The 21725-nt window shown below is 61.8% G+C and carries 18 protein-coding genes and 2 pseudogenes; 16 read left to right on the top strand and 4 right to left on the bottom strand.

Annotated features, from left to right (window positions below; genetic code table 11):
• Nucleotides 1-45: 45 nt before the first annotated feature.
• From CXP40_RS09955 to CXP40_RS09930, 6 genes are all read left to right on the top strand, one after another.
• Nucleotides 46-780, top strand: a complete 735-nt coding sequence (locus CXP40_RS09955) for a HugZ family protein (RefSeq protein WP_106733577.1) — start codon at nucleotides 46-48, stop codon at nucleotides 778-780.
• A gap of 64 nt (nucleotides 781-844) precedes the next feature.
• Nucleotides 845-1294, top strand: coding sequence for an FxsA family protein (locus CXP40_RS09950; protein WP_106733576.1), 450 nt, complete (start codon nucleotides 845-847; stop codon nucleotides 1292-1294).
• Nucleotides 1295-1587: 293 nt separating this feature from the next.
• Entirely contained in the window at nucleotides 1588-1881 is a 294-nt protein-coding gene (locus CXP40_RS09945; protein WP_017675400.1) for a co-chaperone GroES, read from the top strand.
• Between the two features lie 48 nt (nucleotides 1882-1929).
• Nucleotides 1930-3576 carry a chaperonin GroEL gene (groL, locus tag CXP40_RS09940; RefSeq protein WP_099526159.1) on the top strand — a complete coding sequence of 549 codons (1647 nt, stop codon included), beginning with the start codon at nucleotides 1930-1932 and terminating at the stop codon, nucleotides 3574-3576.
• Nucleotides 3577-3784: 208 nt separating this feature from the next.
• Complete coding sequence (locus CXP40_RS09935; protein WP_106733575.1) at nucleotides 3785-4489, top strand: lipopolysaccharide kinase InaA family protein; 705 nt, start codon at nucleotides 3785-3787, stop codon at nucleotides 4487-4489.
• A 358-nt stretch (nucleotides 4490-4847) separates the two neighbouring features.
• Nucleotides 4848-5084: a hypothetical protein gene (locus CXP40_RS09930; RefSeq protein ID WP_099526161.1), complete on the top strand. Its 237-nt coding sequence runs from the start codon at nucleotides 4848-4850 to the stop codon at nucleotides 5082-5084.
• Here the strand turns inward: CXP40_RS09930 and CXP40_RS09925 are convergent, their stop codons facing one another.
• Nucleotides 5085-5813: a lysozyme inhibitor LprI family protein gene (locus CXP40_RS09925; RefSeq protein ID WP_106733574.1), complete on the bottom strand. Its 729-nt coding sequence runs from the start codon at nucleotides 5811-5813 to the stop codon at nucleotides 5085-5087.
• A 255-nt stretch (nucleotides 5814-6068) separates the two neighbouring features.
• Between CXP40_RS09925 and CXP40_RS09920 the strand changes: the two genes are divergently transcribed.
• The 4 genes and pseudogenes from CXP40_RS09920 (at nucleotide 6069) to CXP40_RS09905 (ending at nucleotide 10491) form a co-directional block, all read left to right on the top strand.
• Nucleotides 6069-6800: a carbonic anhydrase gene (locus CXP40_RS09920; protein WP_305881998.1), complete on the top strand. Its 732-nt coding sequence runs from the start codon at nucleotides 6069-6071 to the stop codon at nucleotides 6798-6800.
• An 86-nt stretch (nucleotides 6801-6886) separates the two neighbouring features.
• Nucleotides 6887-8397: pseudogene (locus CXP40_RS09915) on the top strand (SulP family inorganic anion transporter).
• Nucleotides 8398-8518: 121 nt separating this feature from the next.
• Nucleotides 8519-9337, top strand: coding sequence for an NYN domain-containing protein (locus CXP40_RS09910; protein WP_106733573.1), 819 nt, complete (start codon nucleotides 8519-8521; stop codon nucleotides 9335-9337).
• A gap of 68 nt (nucleotides 9338-9405) precedes the next feature.
• Entirely contained in the window at nucleotides 9406-10491 is a 1086-nt protein-coding gene (locus CXP40_RS09905; protein ID WP_106733572.1) for a type I restriction endonuclease, read from the top strand.
• Nucleotides 10492-11385: 894 nt separating this feature from the next.
• On the opposite strand, the gene CXP40_RS09895 is transcribed toward CXP40_RS09905, so the two are convergent.
• Nucleotides 11386-12213, bottom strand: a complete 828-nt coding sequence (locus CXP40_RS09895; RefSeq protein WP_106733570.1) for an arylamine N-acetyltransferase — start codon at nucleotides 12211-12213, stop codon at nucleotides 11386-11388.
• Nucleotides 12214-12387: 174 nt separating this feature from the next.
• Here CXP40_RS09895 and CXP40_RS09890 point away from each other — a divergent pair, with 174 nt between their 5' ends.
• Entirely contained in the window at nucleotides 12388-12594 is a 207-nt protein-coding gene (locus tag CXP40_RS09890; protein ID WP_256579270.1) for a hypothetical protein, read from the top strand.
• A 102-nt stretch (nucleotides 12595-12696) separates the two neighbouring features.
• On the opposite strand, the gene CXP40_RS09885 is transcribed toward CXP40_RS09890, so the two are convergent.
• The gene (locus CXP40_RS09885) at nucleotides 12697-14193 is read right to left on the bottom strand and encodes a CoA-acylating methylmalonate-semialdehyde dehydrogenase (protein WP_099526167.1); all 1497 of its coding nucleotides are present in this window, start codon (nucleotides 14191-14193) and stop codon (nucleotides 12697-12699) included.
• An 82-nt stretch (nucleotides 14194-14275) separates the two neighbouring features.
• Nucleotides 14276-15622, bottom strand: a complete 1347-nt coding sequence (locus CXP40_RS09880) for an aspartate aminotransferase family protein (RefSeq protein ID WP_106733568.1) — start codon at nucleotides 15620-15622, stop codon at nucleotides 14276-14278.
• Nucleotides 15623-15806: 184 nt separating this feature from the next.
• Here CXP40_RS09880 and CXP40_RS09875 point away from each other — a divergent pair, with 184 nt between their 5' ends.
• The 5 genes and pseudogenes from CXP40_RS09875 to CXP40_RS09860 all read left to right on the top strand — a co-directional run bounded on the left by CXP40_RS09875 (nucleotide 15807) and on the right by CXP40_RS09860 (nucleotide 21709).
• Nucleotides 15807-16724 (top strand): LysR family transcriptional regulator, encoded by a 918-nt coding sequence (locus CXP40_RS09875; RefSeq protein WP_106733567.1) that lies wholly within the window; start codon nucleotides 15807-15809, stop codon nucleotides 16722-16724.
• Nucleotides 16725-16883: 159 nt separating this feature from the next.
• Nucleotides 16884-18098 (top strand): annotated as a pseudogene (locus tag CXP40_RS24240) (HAMP domain-containing protein); the annotation flags it as partial.
• Nucleotides 18093-18956, top strand: coding sequence for a methyl-accepting chemotaxis protein (locus tag CXP40_RS24235; protein ID WP_371916946.1), 864 nt, complete (start codon nucleotides 18093-18095; stop codon nucleotides 18954-18956). The pseudogene CXP40_RS24240 and the gene CXP40_RS24235, both read left to right, overlap by 6 nt.
• A 152-nt stretch (nucleotides 18957-19108) precedes the next feature.
• Nucleotides 19109-19774: a TetR/AcrR family transcriptional regulator gene (locus tag CXP40_RS09865; protein ID WP_106733565.1), complete on the top strand. Its 666-nt coding sequence runs from the start codon at nucleotides 19109-19111 to the stop codon at nucleotides 19772-19774.
• Nucleotides 19775-19828: 54 nt separating this feature from the next.
• Nucleotides 19829-21709: a PhoX family phosphatase gene (locus CXP40_RS09860; RefSeq protein WP_106733564.1), complete on the top strand. Its 1881-nt coding sequence runs from the start codon at nucleotides 19829-19831 to the stop codon at nucleotides 21707-21709.
• Nucleotides 21710-21725: the final 16 nt, after the last annotated feature.

Genomic DNA, 21725 nt, shown 5'->3' with positions numbered 1-21725 from the left:
GGGCGTCTGTCCGTTTCTGACGGATTCTTTGCGAGGAGTCATAAGGTGAGCGTGAAAGCCGGCAAGCATGCACGAGAATTGCTGCTCAAGGAATACCGTGGCGTGCTCAGCACCCACTCCAAGGCCATGCCGGGTTTCCCTTTTGGATCGGTGGTGCCCTACTGCCTGGACGCCGAGGGCCGGCCGCTGATCCTGATCAGCCGTATCGCCCAGCACACCCATAACCTCGGGCAGGACGCCAAATGTTCGCTATTGGTCGGCGAACGTGGCGCAGAGGATGTACAGGCGGTCGGCCGCCTCACTTTGCTCGCCGAAGCACGACAGTTGCATGACGAGAACGAAATCGAAGCGGCCGCACAGCGTTATTACCGCTTTTTCCCCCAATCGCGCGACTACCACCGGGCGCATGATTTCGATTTCTGGCGACTGGAGCCGGTGCGCTGGCGCTTCATCGGCGGATTCGGGGCCATTCACTGGCTCGACCAGGTAAACCTGGCCAACCCCTTTGCGACGGACGGCAGCGAAACGAGCATGGTCGAGCACATGAACGAAGACCATGCCAAGGCCATTGCACATTACGTCGAACTGGCCGGCCTGCCGCAACACGAACCGGCGCAAATGGCCGGCGTCGACACCGAAGGCTTCCACCTGCGCATCGGCCAGAGCCTCTACTGGCTGGCCTTTCCAACATCCTGCAACAACCCGGGGCAGGTACGCGAAGCCCTGGTGATGCTGGCTCGCGCCGAGAGCTGGCCGACCAGTGGTGCGCCTTCAGCTTGAATTCAGGCCATCACCCCATACTTAACTCCTACTGGAAGCCCACTTCCGCCAAGGACCCACTGAAATGCGCGCCTTTTTGTTTCTCTTCCTGCTGTTCCCGATCATCGAGCTGGCCCTGCTGATCAAGGTCGGCAGCGCGATTGGCGTGCTGCCCACCCTGCTGCTGATCATCGGCACCGCGATTCTCGGCAGCGTGCTGCTGCGAGTCGCCGGGGTGGCCACTGCCTGGCGCGCCCGTGAAAAACTCTCGCGTGGCGAGCTGCCCGAGCAGGAAATGCTCGAAGGCCTGTTGATCGCCGTCGGCGGTGGCCTGCTGCTGTTGCCGGGTTTCATCAGCGACATCTTCGGCGTGCTCTGCCTGATTCCGTTCACCCGTCGCCTTTTGGTTGGCAAGATTCGCCGCCGTGCCGAGGAGCAGGCCCTGCGTCAGCGCGCCTTCTTCGATGACCAGGCCGCCCGCACCGGCAAGACCAACCCCAACGTGCTCGAAGGCGAGTACGAGCGCCGCGACTGATCCCTACAGTTCTGCAGGAGCCGGCTTGCCGGCGATTCCTCTCTGGCTGATCGCCGGCAAGCCGGCTCCTACACATGTTCGCCCCTCTCAGCAGCACAAAAAATTTCATCCCCGCCCCTTGAAATGCCCTTGCCCGCCCACATGTAGCAGTCACCGCAAGGTGCCTGCCCCTGAGGCAGTCCGACTTTCGCGGTGCGCCCAGCGTGCCGCGCCCGGCCTCGCCGGATTTTACAAACCCGCCGACCAATCAAGAGTCGGCAAGTTGGCCATTCAATTGTTAGGAGAGATCGACAATGAAGCTTCGTCCTCTGCATGACCGCGTCGTGATCCGTCGCAGCGAAGAAGAGACCAAAACCGCAGGCGGCATCGTGCTGCCGGGCTCGGCCGCCGAGAAGCCGAACCAGGGTGAAGTCGTTGCCGTCGGTACCGGTAAGGTTCTGGATAACGGCGAAGTCCGTCCGCTGGCCGTCAAGGTCGGTGACAAGGTGGTATTCGGCCCGTACTCCGGCAGCAACACCGTCAAAGTCGACGGCGAAGACCTGCTGGTAATGGGCGAGAACGAAATCCTCGCTGTCGTCGAAGCCTGATTCCCACGAATCTCCGTTTAACCTTCAAGAATTTGAGGACTGATCAACATGGCTGCTAAAGAAGTCAAGTTTGGCGATTCCGCCCGTAAGAAAATGCTCGTTGGCGTCAACGTACTGGCCGACGCTGTCAAAGCTACCCTCGGCCCGAAAGGCCGTAACGTGGTGCTGGCCAAATCCTTCGGTGCCCCGACCATCACCAAAGACGGTGTGTCGGTTGCCAAGGAAATCGAACTGAAAGACGCCTTCGAAAACATGGGCGCCCAACTGGTCAAAGACGTTGCCTCCAAGGCCAACGACGCTGCCGGTGACGGCACCACCACCGCTACCGTACTGGCTCAAGCCATCGTCAACGAAGGCCTGAAGTCCGTCGCTGCCGGCATGAACCCGATGGACCTGAAGCGCGGCATCGACAAGGCGACCACCGCCATCGTTGCTCAGCTGAAAGACCTGGCCAAGCCATGCGCCGACTCCAAGGCCATCGCCCAAGTAGGCACCATCTCCGCCAACTCCGACAGCTCCATCGGTGACATCATCGCCGAAGCCATGGACAAGGTCGGTAAAGAAGGCGTCATCACCGTTGAAGAAGGCTCGGGCCTGGAAAACGAACTGTCCGTCGTAGAAGGCATGCAGTTCGACCGCGGCTACCTGTCTCCGTACTTCATCAACAAGCCGGACACCATGGTTGCCGAGCTCGAAGGCCCGCTGCTGCTGCTGGTCGACAAGAAGATCTCCAACATCCGCGAACTGCTGCCGGTTCTGGAAGCCGTTGCCAAGGCTGGCCGTCCGCTGCTGATCGTGGCTGAAGACGTCGAAGGCGAAGCGCTGGCTACCCTGGTCGTCAACAACATGCGTGGCATCGTCAAAGTCGCTGCCGTCAAGGCTCCGGGCTTCGGCGACCGCCGCAAGGCCATGCTGCAGGACATCGCCATCCTGACCGGCGGTACCGTCATCTCCGAAGAAGTTGGCCTGTCCCTGGAAAGCGCCACTCTGGAGCACCTGGGTAACGCCAAGCGCGTCGTGCTGAACAAGGACAACACCACCATCATCGATGGTGCTGGTGCCCAGGTCGACATCGAAGCCCGCGTTGCACAGATCCGCAAGCAGGTCGAAGAAACCTCTTCCGACTACGACAAAGAGAAGCTGCAAGAGCGTCTGGCCAAGCTGGCTGGCGGTGTTGCCGTGATCAAGGTTGGCGCTGCCACCGAAGTCGAGATGAAAGAGAAGAAAGCCCGCGTTGAAGACGCCCTGCACGCTACCCGCGCAGCCGTCGAAGAAGGCGTGGTACCTGGCGGCGGTGTAGCCCTGGTACGTGCCCTGCAGGCCATCGACGGCCTGAAAGGCGACAACGAAGACCAGAACGTCGGTATCGCTCTGCTGCGTCGCGCTGTCGAAGCGCCGCTGCGTCAGATCGTTGCCAACGCCGGCGGCGAGCCGAGCGTAGTGGTCGACAAGGTCAAGCAGGGTTCGGGCAACTTCGGCTTCAACGCCGCGACCGACACCTACGGCGACATGATCGAGATGGGTATTCTCGATCCGGCCAAGGTGACCCGCTCGGCGCTGCAAGCTGCTGCTTCCATCGGCGGCCTGATGATCACCACCGAGGCCATGGTTGCCGAAGCGGCTGACGACAAGGCTCCAGCCATGCCTGATATGGGTGGCATGGGCGGTATGGGTGGCATGGGCGGCATGATGTAAGCCGACCGGCTCCCACGCAGCACAAGAAACCCCGCGCCCGTCGCGGGGTTTTTTATTGCCCGCGAAGCAGTCAGACCGATCGGAAGTTCACAGACATTTCCTGTGGACTCGGGAACGTTGTTTGCTTATGTTTTGTTACAAGCCTGAACAACGTAGTACGCGTTCACGAGACGAGCACTGCGCAAACCTCCAATAGAAGAAGAAAAACATGGCCCTTTGCAGCACGAGCGAAATTCCCCAGCAGGCATTCCAACACTGGTGGCAACAGCAAGGTGATTGGGTCGAAGAGCCCAACGTTCGTCGCGGCGGCGAAAGTGGTGTGCAGCGTCTGCTGGATGAAACCGGCGTGCTCTACGCCAAGAAACAGATCGGCCATATCTACCGCAGCCTGCTGCACCCGCAGGGGCGCCCCACAGTCCTGCGCGAACGCAAAGCCCTGCAGGCCCTGCCCTCTCTGGGCGTGATGGTGCCGCGGATGATCTATTGCGGTATCGATTATGACCAGCAGCAAGGCTGGCGCGGCCTGCTGGTAACCGAGGCATTGGAAGGCTTCGAGAACATCGAGCTCTGGTATGCCCAGGGCGGCCGTGAAACGTGCGGCGAGGCAGTGCATGCCCAGTTGCTGCAACTGGTTGGTGCGACTCTGGCACGCATGCACCTGGGACGCTGGCAGCACGGTTGTCTGTACGCCAAACACATCTTCGTGCGCATCGACGGCGAAACGCCGCAGGTGGCCCTGCTCGATCTGGAAAAAAGCCGTCGCCGCCTGACCCGCGTGCAGGCCGCTCAGCATGACCTGCCGCAGCTACGACGCCATAGCTCCTGGTCCGATGCCGACTGGCAACAAGTGCTGCAGGGCTATCGCCAGATATTCGCCGATGGCGCCAAAGGTCTCGGCACAGCTATTGCCTGAGTAAACGACTGCCGGCCCAGTGCCGGCAGTGCTTTATCCGCAATACCTCGCTCCATCCGCATTACCCCCACCAGGAAGTGGCTCTACCTCGCACCTTTTCGCCAGGTAACGAGAAAGTCTGCAGGCAACTGCAACTGCCAAGGCTGGCTGTTACAGGGCGCCGTGACCGGCACCTAAGGTTACGTTAAGACGTTACCTGCACCATTGTTGAACCAACCGACCAGGCCCGAGTCCCAGCACAGCCCCGGCTGATGCCAGCTACACGCTAAGACCGTTCGTCGCATGAGACGACGACAAGGCAATGGGTGATCTAGGTTTAGCGAACAGCGTTTGGCAGCGCTTTCAAGGGGTTAGCAAAATGAAATTAGAAATAGCACGAGGTTTGTTCCTTGGCCTCGCACTCAGCGTAACGGCAATCGCCGCCGCAGCCTGGCAGGAGCCCGGCCCACGCGTACTGGAAGCGCAAGCCTGCACCGCTGTGGAACCCTGTCCAACCGCGCCTTTGCGCAAGCAGGTACAGCCCGCAGCCAACCCGGACGCCAACCTGCTGGTGCTGATGTTCGGCCTCAGCGGCGCGATGAAGGGCGAGCACTGATCAACTCTGATCACCACGCACCACGGCCAGTTGGCGGGCGCGGTCGAGCGTCAGGCGCACCATGCAGTCGTAGCTGAATTCGCCGAACACCGAATAGGGCTGGTCCTCGCCATAGGGTTTGCATTCGGCATCACGCATCGCGATCCAGTTACGCTGCGCCTGGCGCAGTGCCGTACCCGCCTCGTCCGATAGCTGCCTCTGGCGCTCGCGGTAGGCCGCATTGAGCAGCGCATCGGCATCACCCAACACCAACGCACTGATCCCGCCCAGCGCCATCACGTTCTGCGGCAACGCCAGAGGCATCTCGGCGTTCCAGTTGTAGAAGCCATTGGTCTCGACCCGCAAACGTGCCGTGGGCCGGCTGTAAAAGTCGTCTTGATGCGGCTGCAGCTGGGTGCGATAGACCAGCTCCAGATAGATCGGGTCACTGGCACGTTCCGGTTTGGCCAGCAACGTCTGGTAGATCGGCTGCTGAGGACCGCTGTCCTCGTCGATGCTCACCTCGAAACAACTGTTCGGCGCCAGGCGTTCTCCCGGCTCTTTGGCCACCGGACATTTACTGACGATGGACTCCTGATCGGTACCGAAAGCCTCGTCCAGCACGCGCACCAGCAGACGCACCTCCGGTGCCTGTGAGAAATCGGCGTGAACGACGGTAGCAGTGAGCGTACCTTCTGCGGCCGCAACGAGCGGCGACAGGCACAGAGCGAGCAACACGGGCATGCGCATGGATAACCTTCCCTGGCGATGAAACGAGTCGGCATGATGCTTAGCACCGCGCTGCCTGACAAGCAGGCGGCCATGAAGGCGAGCAGTGGTTCTCGCAGCGCATCGGGCAACTGGCCAATAGTGGCGTTTTAGAGCCTCTCGTTCAGTTTTGATTAAGTAAGAATCTTTATCGTTGCCCCGGAAGTGACCAGCCGGTCACGGGCGTTTGGCTGGCAGTCGAGAACGTCACCGACGGACATCACAGGAGATGCAACGATGAACTCAACCGCTTCCCGAACCGGCAAGACCCTGCGCCCCGTTGCCAAGGACCAAGCCCAGGCCGCCCTGCACCAGTTGGTGCAGGGCTTTCGCCGTTTTCGCCAGGAGGTCTACCCGCAGCAGCAGGCGCTGTTCAAGCGTCTGGCCTCGGCGCAGTCACCCAGCGCGATGTTCATCACCTGCGCAGACTCGCGCATCGTGCCGGAGCTGATCACCCAGAGCGACCCCGGCACCCTGTTCGTCACCCGCAACGTGGGTAACGTGGTGCCTCCCTACGGGCAGATGAACGGTGGCGTTTCCACGGCCATCGAGTACGCCGTGCTGGCGCTCGGCGTGCAACACATCATCGTCTGCGGCCATTCCGACTGCGGTGCGATGAAGGCCGTGCTCAACCCGGCCAGCCTTGACGGCATGCCCACGGTACGCGCCTGGCTGCGCCATGCCGAGGTGGCGCGCAGCGTGGTGGCGGACAACTGCAATTGTGGCAGCGCCCATGAAACCCTCGGCGTGCTGACCGAGGAGAACGTGGTGGCCCAGCTCGACCACCTGCGCACTCACCCTTCCGTCGCCGCCCGTCTGGCCAGCGGCCAACTGCACATCCATGGCTGGGTCTACGACATAGACAGTGGCGGCATCCGCGCCTACGACGCCGCTTCGGGCAACTTCCTTGCACTTGATGGCGACGAGCAGCCCTGCGCCACCCCGCAACCGCGCTACGCCAGCGCCTGATCCACCCATTTCCCTGAGCCTGCGCCGACTGATGGCGAGGGCACGGGCTGCTTTTGCCCACGCGTTGAGCAAGGAGAGACAAACCCATGAATGTATTTCGCACACTGCCACGGGACGCGCTGGCGTCCGTGGTGGTCTTTCTCGTCGCCCTGCCGCTGTGCATGGGCATCGCCATCGCCTCCGGCATGCCGCCGGCCAAGGGCCTGATCACCGGCATCATCGGCGGTCTGGTAGTCGGCTTCATCGCTGGCGCGCCGCTGCAGGTCAGCGGCCCAGCGGCAGGACTGGCCGTGCTGGTGTTCGAACTGGTGCGCACCCACGGCATGGCCGCACTCGGTCCGGTGTTGCTGCTCGCCGGCCTGATTCAGCTGGTCGCTGGCACCTTGCGCCTGGGGAGCTGGTTTCGCGTCACCGCGCCAGCTGTGGTCTACGGCATGCTCGCCGGCATCGGCATCCTTATCGTGCTGTCGCAGGTGCACGTGATGATCGACGCTGCGCCCAAGGCTTCCGGCCTCGACAACCTGCTGGCCTTCCCTACTGCCGTGCGTGATGCACTAAGCCTGCTCGGCAGCAACGCCATGATCGCCGGTGCAGTAGGCCTCGGCACCATCGCCAGCATCTGGCTGTGGGAGCGTTATCGCCCAGCGCCGCTGCGCTTTCTGCCTGGCGCGCTGGTCGGGGTGACGCTCGCCACCCTGACCAGCCTGTGGCTCGCGTTACCGGTCAAGCACGTGGAGCTGCCAGCCAACCTCGGCGATGCCATCGACTGGATTACCCCGCAGGGCTTGGCCAGCCTGGCCGATCCGCAACTGTTGATCGCGGCACTGGCGCTGGCCTTTATCGCCAGCGCCGAGACGCTGCTGTCTGCCGCCGCTGTCGACCGCATGCATGATGTCCCGCGTGCGCGCTTCAACCGCGAACTGTCCGCCCAGGGCATCGGCAACATTCTTTGCGGTGCGGTCGGCGCCCTGCCGATGACCGGGGTGATCGTACGCAGCTCGGCCAACGTCCAGGCCGGTGCTCGCGGTCGCGCCTCGACCATCCTCCACGGCGCCTGGCTACTGGCCCTGGCGCTCTGCTGCCTGTCGTACTGCAGAGCATCCCGGTGGCCAGCCTCGGCGCGGTGCTGGTGTACACCGGCTGCAAACTGGTCGACCCCAAAGCCATGCGCAACCTCGGCCAATACGGCCGCGCCCCTGTGTTCATCTATATCGCCACGGCGCTGTGCATCGTCTTCACCGACCTGCTGACCGGCGTGCTGGTGGGCTTTGGCCTGACCTTACTGAAACTGGTGTGGAGCGCCTCGCGCCTGCGCGCGAAGCTGGTGCCCACCGGCCCGAACAGCGCCGAACTGCGCATGAGCGGCGCCGCCACCTTCCTGCGCGTGCCACAACTGGCCAAGCTGCTGGCCAGCGTCGAACCGGGCACACGCCTGCACCTGAGCCTGGCACGGGTCAGCTATATCGATCATGCCTGCATGGAACTGCTGGAAGACTGGGGCCGCTCCGCCCGCGCCCAGGGCGGCGGGCTGGAGATCGTCGAAGGTGCGGCGTTGAAACGCCGAGTGGAAGGCAGGCAGCGCACTGCACTGGCCTGATTGCACCACGGCTCACTCACCCAGGCCGGTGAGTGAGCCAGGTCAATGGATCGACTGATGGACTATGGCGCAACGCCATTATTCGCAGTAATGTCGATCCATCGCCCAGCAAGGACGCACCATGGCCAGCAAACCCAACACCGCCCGCCAGCAAAAGCACTTCGCTGTTTTGATCGACGCGGACAACGCCCCCGCCGCTATCGTCGAAGGCCTTTTCGAAGAAATAGCCAAGTACGGCGTCGCCAGCGTCAAACGCATCTATGGCGACTGGACGCAGCCCAACCTCGGCAGTTGGAAGAAAGTGCTGCTCGACCACTCCATCCAGCCGATCCAGCAATTCGCTTACACCAAGGGCAAGAACGCCACCGACAGCTCGCTGATTATCGACGCGATGGACCTGCTCTATACACGACGCTTTGAAGGCTTTTGCCTGGTTTCCAGCGACAGCGACTTCACGCGGCTGGCAGCACGTCTTCGTGAGGAGGGGCTGACTGTCTATGGATTCGGCGAGGAGAAAACACCTTCCCCCTTCGTCTCTGCCTGCGACAAGTTCATCTATACCGAAATCCTTCGTGCCGACGCAGCCAAGGCAGCGGAAGAACCGCTCAGCAATGACGACAAGACCAAAGCCGTCGCAGGCGAGACCACATCCGCCGAACCGGCCAAAGTGCCCGCCAAGCCGAAAGCACAGAAAGTACCGGTGGACTTTATCGCCAAGGTCATCGACGACAGCAACGACGAAGACGGCTGGATTCAGCTCGGCGCCCTCGGCTCGAACATCAGCAAACTGCGTCCAGCATTCGATGCCCGGCTATATGGTTTCAAGAAGCTCAGCGACTTGATCAAGGGGCAGTCGAAACGGTTTGAACTGCAGGTGCGGGGCAGCAGTGCTTCGGGGGGAGAGGCGCTGTATGTACGAAATCGGAAGGCGGGGAGATAGCTTTGCAGCTAATGTTGGTAGACATCGTTTCGCCCAACACAAGGGTTTAACACAAGAAGGTGAAAGATATGGAATTCTTTGAAAAACTGAACAGTCTCGCATCTAAAATTCGCCAACAAGGCGCGGCCATCAAAACAGAAGAAGCCACAAAAAATGCGTTCGTAATGCCGTTCATAAACACCGTACTGGGATATGACGTATTTGACCCGACAGAAGTAACTCCAGAGTTCGTCTGCGACGTAGGCACGAAGAAAGGCGAAAAAATTGACTACGCAATATTGAAAGATGGCGAAGTTCAAATTCTGGTTGAATGTAAGAAAATTGGCGAACCCTTGAACATCAACCATGCCTCTCAACTATTTCGTTATTTTCACGTCACCAATGCGCGCATTTCAATCCTCACTAACGGCCAAGTATACAAATTCTTCACCGACCTTGACGCGCCTAACAAAATGGATGAAAAGCCTTTCCTTGAGCTGGATTTGCTTGACATAGATGAACACGCAGTACCAGAACTGATAAAACTCACGAAATCCGCCTTCGACGTAGAATCCATCATCAACTCTGCTGGCGAACTCAAGTATGTCAGCCAGATTAAAAAGGAAATTGCCGCGCAGTTCAGCAAGCCGGAAGATGATTTTGTTAAATTTTTTGCATCGCGCGTTTACGACGGCATGATTACACAGAAAGTACGCGAGCAATTCACGGAACTGACCCGCAAAGCAGTTGCTCAATTCTTGAGCGACCAGATAAATGATCGTTTGAAATCTGCAATGAGTGGAGCAATCCAACCTAGTTATGCCTCTACTGCATCAACACCTACTGAGGCACCAGCAGAACAACAGAGTGAATCGGCAGAAGATAAGGTGATAACCACCCTAGAAGAACTTGAGGGTTATCACATAGTCAAGGCAATCGTCCGCTCGGTTGTAGACTCAAAGCGGATTGTACAGCGTGACACTCAAAGCTACTTTGGCATTTTGCTGGACGATAACAACCGAAAACCTATCTGCCGCCTTCACTTCAATAGAGTGCAAAAATACATCGGCATTTTTGATCAAGAGAAAAACGAGACGCGCCACCCAATCGGCTCACTGGACGAAATTTACGACTTTGCGGATCAGCTGAAAACGACCATAAGTTTTTACTCATGAGTAAGTAATCTGAGATACCAGCAGCGTTGAGAAACGTTGTGCACCAAGGTGCCTCACAAGATATACGCCATTCTGACACGACGCTTTTCGCCCTTACGGCGAGTCACTTTCTCTTTGCTCGCGCGAAAGAGAAAGTAACCAAAGAGAAAGCGCGCCCGGCATCCGGGTTTCGCTTCGCGAAACTTCCCTCGCTCCGGCGCTGCTCCGAGGGTCGTCACGGTGGGCCATCCCTGGCCCATCGCTCCTCGTTTGGCATCCATGCCAAACGCCCCTCTCCACAGCACCTCCACTCGGCCTCCTGACGGGATCAGGGATCGCGTCGCCTGCCAGATTTATGGAATCAACTGCGGAAATGCCGCGGCTTACATCGGGCCTACGGCTTGGCTTCTGGTAACCCTGCAGAGAACGATCAGACGCCGCCAAACGCCCCTTCAGGAGGCCGAATGGAATCGTTGTGTAGAGGGTTGAGCGGCATGGATGCCGCGAGAGCCGCGATGGGCCAGGGATGGCCCTTCGTCGGGGGGCCGCCTAGGTCGGGCCCTCGGAGCAATGATGGAGTGAGGGAAGTCGAGCGAAGCGAGACCCGGATGGTGGGGCACAGCGTTTTTGCTTACTTTTTTGGCGTTTGAAAAAAGTGAGTCGCCGTAAGGGCGAAACCGTAATTTCAGACAACGAATTTGCAGCGTCGGAGTACAAAAACCAAGAGCACCCTCTCCCCTAGCCCCTCTCCCATAAATGGGAGAGGGGAACTGATCGCGGTCCATCAGTAATCTCAGCGTGCCTTCAAGACTTCCGAGATTTTCGCGGCTGAAGCCGCTCCTACAGATTTGGGTGGCTTCGGGTCGCGGCTAAAGCCCCTCCTACAAGAGCGTGGCGATACCAGCGGCCTTGCCTTCAGGCCCCCGCAATCAACCGCTCGATGATCTGCCGTAGCTCAGGATGCTCCGGCACCCGAATCCCAAACTCCTCACGCAATACCCTGAGCACCTCATCGACACTCTGCAACTGCACCCGCTCACTCGCCTGCCCCAGGCGGTGAATGGCGAAGCTTCCATTGTTCAGCGTCTTGCGCAGGCCTGGCCCGGTGCGGGCGGCGATCATCTGACCAAGGAAGGGCGAATCCGGGTGGGTGCACACGTACCAGTTACCCACCACATAATCGATATCCGCCACCAGCTGCAGATCGAACACGTACATCGCCCGCCAGCTGCCGGCGACCAGTGCGCGCAGGGTGTAGGTGCCGCCCGCCAGCGTCAGGCGATAGGGCTCATGCGGTGTGGCCTGCTCTGCCTCGCTATCGAGTAGCAGTGGGCCGGTCGGCACCATGCCGCCGAAGCCGACGTCGCTGATGTAGCGCACGCCATCGATGGTCACCAGCACCAGCATATGGGTGCGCGCCGGCAGGGCGTCTTCCGGGCCACCCATCACTACGCGGCCGGTCAGCCCGCGCGCGTCGAAGCCCAGCGCCTGCAACAGCAGCAGGTACAGGCGGTTGAGTTCAAAGCAGTAACCGCCACGGCCCTGGCGTAACAGCTTGTCCTGAATCGCGGCGGGTTCGACCTCCACCGGCACGCGCAGCATGCTGGCCAGGGTTTCGAAGGGGAATTCGGCAGTGTGTCGCGCCTGCAGCTCGCGCAGGGTGTCGAGGCTCGGCGGCGGCGCCGACGAGTAACCCAGGCGCCCGAGGTAGGTGTGTAGATCCAGCATGAATGGCTCGGTCATCGTGCATCTCCATTTCTACTGCTGGCTGTTTTACCAGAGGTCGGGGGTTGGAGATATGCAACGAATCGCATGGCGTGCTCGAGTCAGCGCTTTCGGTTTGCGGCGGTCGGCACAAACAAATCGACAGAAATGCGCCAATCTATTGTTCATCGCACCAGCTTGCCCGAGGCCCCCATGATGCATCTGCGCCGTTTCTGCACGTTTTCCCTGTTACTCATCTTGAGCGGCTGCGGCGCCGGTGAGACAGCCACCACGGCGACACTCCAGGCTGAGCAGGCCAAACAGGCTCAGCAGCAAATGGAGCAGCTCAAGCAGCAGATCGACCAGGCCAATGCGGCGAACACCCAGCGTCTGCAGGAGGCCATCGATCAGGCGCAGTGAATGGCGTCTCCAGCTGAGCGCTGCTTGCAACGAGCAACGCGCCGCCTGACAACAAAAAGGCCGATCAAGTGATCGGCCTTTTCGTTCAGAGCATCAGCTCACTCAGCCATTGCTGGGGAAGGCGAACTGCGCCGCTTCGTGGCTCTTGCGTGCCGGCCAGCGCTGGGTGATGGCCTTCTTGCGGGTGTAGAAGCGCACGCCATCCGGGCCGTAAGCATGCAGGTCGCCGAACAGCGAACGCTTCCAGCCGCCGAAGCTGTGGTAAGCAACCGGTACCGGCAGCGGTACGTTGACGCCGACCATGCCGACTTCGATCTCGTCGCAGAACAGGCGCGCGGCTTCACCGTCGCGGGTGAAGATGCAGGTGCCGTTGCCGTACTCGTGATCGTTGATCAGTTGCATGGCTTCTTCCAGGCTGCCGACGCGGACGATGCACAGCACCGGGCCGAAGATTTCGTCGGTGTAGATGGTCATCTCCGGTGTCACCTTGTCGAACAGGGTACCGCCGACGAAGTAACCGTTCTCGTTGCCAGCGACCACCAGATCACGGCCGTCGACCACCAGCTTGGCGCCCTGCTCGACCCCGGCGTCGATGTAGCCCTTGACCTTGTCGCGCGCAGCGGCGGTGACCAGCGGGCCCATGTCCAGGCCGCAGGAGGTACCGGCACCGATTTTCAGTGCCTGGATCTGCGGGACGATCTTCTCGACCAGCGCATCGGCGATCTGGTCGCCCACGCACACGGCCACGGAGATGGCCATGCAGCGCTCGCCGCAGGAGCCGTAGGCCGCGCCCATCAGTGCGCTGACGGCGTTGTCCAGGTCGGCATCGGGCATCAACACTGCGTGGTTCTTGGCGCCGCCGAGAGCCTGCACGCGCTTGCCGCGCTTGGTGCCTTCGCTATAGATGTATTCGGCGATCGGGGTCGAGCCGACGAAGCTCAGGGCCTTGACCTCGGGCGCTTCGATCAGCGCATCGACCGCGTCCTTGTCGCCGTTGACCACGTTCAGCACGCCCTTGGGCAGGCCGGCCTGGTTCAGCAGTTCGGCGATGAACAGGGTGGAGCTCGGGTCACGCTCGGACGGCTTCAAGATGAAGCAGTTGCCGCAGACGATGGCCAGCGGGTACATCCACAGCGGCACCATGGCCGGGAAGTTGAACGGGGTGATGCCTGCCACGACGCCAATGGGTTGCAGATCGGTCCAGGCGTCGATGTTCGGGCCGACGTTGCGGCTGTACTCGCCCTTGAGGATTTCCGGGGCGGCGCAGGCAAACTCGACGTTCTCGATGCCGCGCTTGAGTTCGCCGACGGCGTCTTCGATGGTCTTGCCGTGCTCGGCGCTGATCAGCGCGGCGATTTCGTTCTCGTTCTGCTCCAGCAGTTGCTTGAAGCGGAACATGATCTGCGCACGCTTGGCCGGCGGGGTGTTGCGCCAGGCCGGGAAGGCAGCCTTGGCGGCATCAATGGCCAGTTGCATGGTGGCGCGATCAGCCAGGCCGACGGCGCTGGTGGAGTCGCCGGTGGATGGGTTGTACACCGGGGCGCTGCGACCGTTGCCGGCAACGCGTTCGCCGTTGATCAGGTGCGGAATGTGGCTCATGGGGATCTCCAAAGTCAGGTTGGTGGGAGGGGCTTCAGCCGCGACTGAATGAGCGTCGCGGCTAAAGCCCCTCCCACAGGAATCAATCGAGTTTGTTCAGTACATCGCCGACGGCATTGAAGACGCGGTCGAGGTCTTCGATCTTGGCGTTGAAGGTTGGGCCGAACTGCAGGGTGTCGCCACCGAAGCGCACGTAGAAACCGGCCTTCCACAGGGCCATGCCGGCCTCGAACGGACGGATCACCGCGTCACCGTCACGCGGGGCGATCTGCAGGGCGCCAGCCAGGCCGCAGTTGCGGATATCGATGATGTGCTTGGTGCCCTTCAGGCCGTGCAGCGCTGCCTCGAACTTCGGCGCCAGCTCGGCGGACTGCTGGATCAGGTTCTCGCGTTTGAGCAGCTCCAGCGTCGCCAGACCGGCGGCGCAGGCCACCGGGTGCGCCGAGTAGGTGTAGCCGTGGGTGAACTCGATCATGTGCTCCGGCGACGGCTGCTGCATGAAGGTGTTGTAGATCTCGCTGCTGGCGATCACCGCACCCAGCGGAATGGCGCCGTTGGTGATCTGCTTGGCGACGTTCATCAGGTCCGGGGTCACGCCGAAGAACTCCGCGCCGCTCCACTTGCCCATGCGACCGAAGCCGGTAATGACTTCGTCGAAGATCAGCAGGATGTTGTGCTGGGTGCAGATTTCGCGCAGGCGCTGCAGGTAGCCCACCGGCGGCACGATGGCACCGGCCGAGCCGGACATCGGCTCGACGATCACCGCGGCGATGTTGGAAGCGTCGTGCAGCTCGATCAGTTTGAGCAGTTCGTTGGCCAGCTCCACGCCGCCAGTTTCGGCCATGCCCTTGGTGAAGGCCATGCCCGGCTGCAGGGTGTGCGGCAGGTGGTCGGCGTCCATCAGTTGGCCGTACATCTTGCGGTTGCCACCGATGCCGCCCAGCGCGGTACCAGCGATGTTGACGCCGTGGTAGCCACGGGCACGACCGATGAAGCGGGTCTTGGAGGCCTGGCCTTTGAGGCGCCAGTAGGCCTTGGCCATCTTCACCGCGGTGTCGGCGCACTCGGAGCCGGAGCCGGTGAAGAACACGTGATTGAGGTCGCCCGGCATCAGGTCAGCGACCTGCTCGGCCAGCTTGAACGACAGGGGGTGGCCGTACTGGAAGCCCGGCGAATAGTCGAGGGTGCCGAGCTGCTTGGCCACGGCCTCCTGGATTTCCTTGCGCGAGTGGCCGGCGCCGCAGGTCCACAGACCGGACAGGCTGTCGTAGACCTTACGGCCCTGGTCGTCGGTCAGCCAGCTGCCTTCGGCGCCGACGATCAGACGCGGGTCGCGCTGGAAGTTACGGTTGGCGGAGAACGGCATCCAGTGCGCATCCAGCTTGAGCTGGCTGGCCAGGGACGGGGTTGCGGTCTGCGGCATGTTCATCGGGGTGGCCTCGTTCGGGCAGGCAATTCGGTGTAGGAGCGAGCTCTGCTCGCGAAGCTGCCTTGCAAATGCTCGTTCGCGAGCAGAGCTCGCTCCTACAGGGTGGTTGCACGGAAATGTGCCACGGGCATAGAGTCAGTAAAACAGTACTCTTCTTATCTTCAGTTCAAGGCCTACTAAACAAATGAGCAGCCGCCGTCCCGATCCGCTGGCCCAGGTCAGCGACTTTGAAATCCGCCTGCTCAAACTGTTTCGCAGCGTGGTGGAATGTGGCGGTTTTTCTGCGGCGGAAAGCGCTCTGGGCATCGGTCGCTCGGCCATCAGCCAGCAGATGAGCGACCTGGAGCAACGCCTCGGCCTGCGCCTGTGCCAGCGCGGGCGCGCCGGCTTCGCCCTCACCGAGGAAGGTCGCGAGGTGTACCAGAGCACCCTGCAACTGCTGGCGGCGCTGGAGAGCTTTCGCACCGAGGTCAACGGCCTGCACCAGCACCTGCGTGGCGAGCTGAACATCGGCCTGACCGACAATCTGGTGACCATCCCGCACATGCGCATCACCAACGCCCTGGCGCGCCTCAAGGTGCAGGGGCCGGACGTGCGCATCAATATTCGCATGACGCCGCCGTCAGAGGTGGAACAGGGCGTGCTCGACGGCCGCCTGCATATCGGCGTGGTGCCGCAGGTAGGCGCCCTCTCCGGTCTGGAATACCAGGCGCTGTACGACGAGCGCTCGCTGCTCTACTGCGCGGTCGGCCACCCGCTGTTCTATGTCGATGACCAGCAGCTTGAAGACCAACGTCTCAACGCTCAGGAGGCCATCGCCCCAACCTTCCGCGTGCCCCCCGAGGTGCAGAGCCACTATCAGGCACTGAACTGCACGGCCAGCGCCTCGGATCGCGAAGGCATGGCCTTCCTTATTCTCACCGGGCGCTACATCGGCTATCTGCCGGACCACTATGCCCAGGCCTGGGTGCAGCAGGGCCGCCTGCGCGCACTCAAGGCCAGCAGCCGCTTCTACGACATCAACCTGGCTGCGGTCACGCGCAAGGGGCGTCGCGCGCACCTGGTGCTGGAGAGCTTTCTGGAAGCCCTGGCCGAAGCCTGACCGCGCACCAAAAAAGCGCCCTAGCACCAATAACGGGCAACCCTTAGTCCCTGTCGCGCCCGAACAACCCAGTCGAAATCAGACTTACCGGCGCAGAACGCCGATATCATGTCGCCATATTAATGACGGCAAGTTTCTTGCTGGCAAATCGCCAGAGCGATGATCGCACTGCGCTTACGCCCTTCGCATGGCCGGCCACTCGGCTGTCGTTACTCCTGGTTCTCGAGGCTCATGATGTTCTTCTTCAAACCGGTTCTGGCGTTGATGAACCGCGCGCGTTACGCCCACAAGTTCCTGCTGATCTTTACTGTGTTCATGCTGCCCTACTGCTGGCTATCCGTGAGCAAGCTGCTCGACGTCAACGCCACGCTGGAGCAGTCGCAGCACGAGCTACAAGGCCTGCAGACCATCGAGCACTACCTGCCGGTGTATCGCCAGGCCCTGGAGCAGGCCGGCATGCATGTGATCGGCTATGCGCGTAACAAGGACGACGCCAAGCAGGAGATCGAGCGCCGCAGCCAGAGCTTCGTCGCGGCCATCGCGGAACTCAATGCCAGCCTCGATAGCGGCGTGTTCGCTGACATGAAGCTCGCCGAAAGCGACCCTGGCTTCAGCATGGACAGGAAACTCTCGACACAGGGCCTGAGCTCGCAAATGATCGAGCACGTCAGCTCGGTGCATGACCTGAGCGCCAACATGCGCGAGATCGCCGCCTTGTCCAAGTTGAGCCAGGACAGCAACCCGCGCATCTACCGCAACGTAGACCTGCTGCTCAATCAACTGCTGCCGCTGTACGAAGTGCTGACCCAGACCCGCACCTATGCTGGCTACATGACTGCCTACGGCTTCCTCGAATCCTCGTCGCGTTCGGCCATCACCAACCAGCTCAGCACCCTGCAACGCTACGCCGGCGGCATCGAGGCCAAGGGCAACGCCGAGGCCCAGCAGTTGATGACGAGCGCCGCGCGAGATGCCGCCGAGCAATACAAGCGCGAGATCGTCGATATCTATACCCGGAGCGGCTACTTCGACCAGAACGCGGTGGAACACTGGCTGCAGCGCTACGAATCCTATGCGCCGCAGGCAGCCGAGCTGGAAAAGGCCGCGAGCCTGCTGCTGGAGGAAACTGCCGGACTGCTGCAGGCTCGCACCGACGCCAACCTGCGCGAACTGGTGCTGTGGGCTGGCACCCTGCTAGTGGTGATCGCCTTGCTGGTGTACCTGTTCGTCGGTTTCTACCTGTCAGTGCGCGGCGCCATTCGCGACCTGACCAATGCCACCCGACGCATGGCCGAAGGTGACCTGCGTCAAAGCGTGAAGACCGCTGCGCGTGACGAGCTGGGCGACCTGGCCAAGGACTTCAACGAGATGCAGACGCGCATGAGCGAACTGATCGCGCAGGTCGCACGCTTCTCCGAAACCACCCTGGACAAGGCGCAGAGCGTCAGCGACAGCGCCTCCACCAGCCAGCGCAGCGTCGAGCGTCAGGCCAATGAACTGGAGCTGATCGCCACCTCGATGAGCGAGCTGGTCAGCAATGTTCAGGAGGTCAGCCAGAACTCCCACGTGACGGCCGACAAGGCCAATACCGCGGGCGAGAAATGCCGCGAAGGCCGCGTGCAGGTCGATCACGCCGTGTCGCGCATCAACCAGCTGTTCAGCGAGATGGACGACTCCATCGGTGCCATCACCTCGGTAGAAAAGGAAAGTGAAGAGATCGCCAAGGCCGTCGACCTGATCAAGAGCGTCGCCGAGCAGACCAACCTGCTCGCCCTCAACGCCGCCATCGAGGCCGCGCGCGCCGGCGAACAGGGCCGCGGCTTTGCCGTGGTGGCCGACGAAGTGCGCAGCCTGGCGATCCGCTCTCACGAGCTGACCGGCGAGATCGACCAGACCATCGCCCGCCTGCGCCAGCAGGTCGGCAGCGCGGTGAAGACCATTCGTGGCAGCCACCAGAGCGCGGCGCAGAGCGTCGAGCAGATCACCCTGACGGCGAACATCTTCGAGCAGATCACCGGCAGCATGGATCAGATCATCGACCACAACATCCAGATCGCCTCGGCCGCCGAGCAGCAGGCTGCGGTGGTTCAGGGCGTCGAGCAGAACACCCTGGAGATCAAGAGCCTCAGCGACAGCAACGCCCATGAAGCGCAGAGCACGGTGAACGTCAGCGACGAGCTGACCGGCATGACCCGCAACCTGCACAGCCTGATTGCCAACTTCAAGGTATGACCCGCGTGGCCGTCAGCGAGACCCGCTCACGGCCGGCCTGGGGTGACGCAGCCGACGCAAACGGGCTTTTTCACGCCGTAATACTTGTCACCCAGGCGGTGCTGGGGTATCTGTGCAAACGCCCCGCTCCCTGATCAGTCCGGAATCGCCTCATGACCTTCGAAGTCCCCGCCCACAGCGCCAACGACAAGCCCGCCGGACGCATCCGCCAGAAGAACGAAGAAGCCATCATCAAGGCTGCCGAGGAAGAATTCGCCCGGCACGGTTTCAAGGGCACCAGCATGAACACCATCGCGCAGAACGTGGGCCTGCCCAAGGCCAACCTGCACTACTACTTCAACAACAAGCTGGGGCTGTACCTGGCGGTGCTGAGCAATATCCTCGAGCTGTGGGACAGCACCTTCAACAACCTCACGGTCGACGACGATCCGGCCGAGGCGCTGGAGCATTACATCCGCGCCAAGATGGAATTTTCCCGGCGCCAGCCGAAGGCTTCGCGCATCTTCGCCATGGAAGTGATCAGCGGTGGCGACTGCCTGTCGCAGTACTTCAACCAGAACTACCTGGACTGGTTCCGTGGCCGTGCCGCCGTGTTCGAAGGTTGGATCGCCGCCGGCAAGATGGACCCGGTCGACCCGATCCACCTGATCTTCCTGCTGTGGAGCAGCACCCAACACTATGCGGACTTCGCCTCGCAGATCTGCCGTGTGAAGCAGAGCTCGCGCCTGACCAAGCAGGACTTCGAGGAAGCTGCCGATCAACTGGTGCAGATCATTCTCAAGGGCTGCGGCCTGACGCCCGCCAAAAAAGCTTCATAGATTCGTCACATCCGCGCACTAGGCTGCCCTCCATTTCTGGAGGAGACATGCCTGATGGATAACCATGATCTGACGGACCTGCAGCGCCTGGTACTGAGCCGCCGCCGCTTCATCGGTACCGGCGCCCTGGCAGGTGCCGCCCTGTTCCTTGCTGGAACCCCGCTGGGCCGTACGGCACTGGCCAATGCCATCAGCGCCGCCCCGCTGCTGGGTTTCGACAACATCGCCGCGACCACGGCGGACACCATCACCCTGCCGCCAGGCTATAGCTTCGACGTGCTGATCAGCTGGGGCCAGCCGCTGCATGCCGACTCCACCCCCTATCGCGGCGACGGCAGCCACAGCGCCAAGGAGCAGCTTGGCCAGTTCGGCGAGAACAACGACGGCATGAGCTTCTTCCCCTGGCCGGGCGACGCCAACCGTGCGCTGATGGCGATCAACAACGAATACTGCAACTACCCCTACCTGCTGGCACACGGCAAGCCGCCGCAGTCGTTGGACGATGTGCGCAAGGCGCAAGCTGCCGTGGGTGTCACCGTCATCGAGGTCAAACGCGATACTGGGGGCGCCTGGCAGTTCGTCCAGGGCTCGCCTTACAACCGCCGCATCCACGCCAACCTGCCCATGGAAGTCAGCGGCCCGGCGCGCGGCCATGCATCGATGAAGACCGCCGCTGATCCTGCCGGTATCGAAGTGCTCGGCACCTTTCAGAACTGCGCCAACGGCATGACGCCCTGGGGCACCTACCTGACCTGCGAAGAGAACTTCAGTGACTGCTTTGGCAGCACCGATGCCGCGCTGCAACTGACGCCTGCGCAAAAGCGCTACAGCGTCAAACTCGAAGGTGCCAGCGACAACCGCTGGCACCTGTTCGATGAGCGCTTCGATATCGCCCGCACCCCCAACGAGCTGAACCGCCACGGCTGGGTCACCGAAATCGATCCCTTCGATCCCGCATCCAAGCCGATCAAACGCACCGCGCTGGGCCGCTTCAAGCACGAGAATGCGGCCATCACCCTCAGCCGCGATGGCCGTGTGGTGGTGTACATGGGCGATGATGAGCGCGGTGAGTTCATCTACAAATTCGTCAGCCGTGACCATCTCGACAAGCGCAACCCCAAGGCCAACCGTCACTTGCTCGATCATGGCGATCTGTACGTGGCCCAACTGGATGGCGACGCGCAGCAGCCGCGTGGCTCCGGCCGCTGGATCAAACTGGGCTTCGGCCACAATGGCCTGACCCCGGAAAACGGCTTCAGCGACCAGGGCGATGTGCTGATTCGCGCCCGCGCTGCCGGCAGCCATGTGGGCGCAACCCGCATGGACCGCCCGGAATGGATCGCCGTCAGCCCGCAGGACGGCCAGGTCTACTGCACCCTGACCAACAATGTGCAGCGTGGCAGCGAAGGTCAGCCGGTGGACGGCGCCAACCCGCGCGCCAACAACCTCTACGGGCAGATTCTGCGCTGGCGCGAAGCGGCTGACGACGCCGCCGCCGAGCGTTTTGACTGGGATCTGTTCGTGGTCGCCGGCAACCCGGTGGTGCACCCCGGCAGCGCCAACGCCGGGTCGGCCAACGTCAACGCCGACAACATGTTCAACAGCCCGGACGGGCTGGCCTTCGACCAGGATGGCCGGTTGTGGATCCAGACGGACGGCAACTATGGCAATAGCGGCGACTTCGCCGGCATGGGCAACAACCAGATGCTCTGCGCCGACCCGGTCAGCGGCGAGATTCGTCGTTTCCTGGTCGGCCCCAGGGGCTGCGAGATTACCGGTGTGGCCTTCAGCCCCGATCACCGCGCGCTGTTCATCGGCGTGCAGCATCCGGGGGAAGACGGCGACTCGAGCTTCCCCGACCATCAGCCGGGCATGCGCCCACGCTCCTCGGTGGTGGTGGTTCGCCGTAACGACGGCGGCGTGATCGGCGCCTGAACCCGCGCCGCATGAA

The organism is Pseudomonas sp. YY-1 (genome assembly GCF_002843095.1).
GTDB classification, from domain to species: domain Bacteria; phylum Pseudomonadota; class Gammaproteobacteria; order Pseudomonadales; family Pseudomonadaceae; genus Aquipseudomonas; species Aquipseudomonas sediminis_A.
This window is presented reverse-complemented; position numbering and strand designations above follow the sequence as displayed.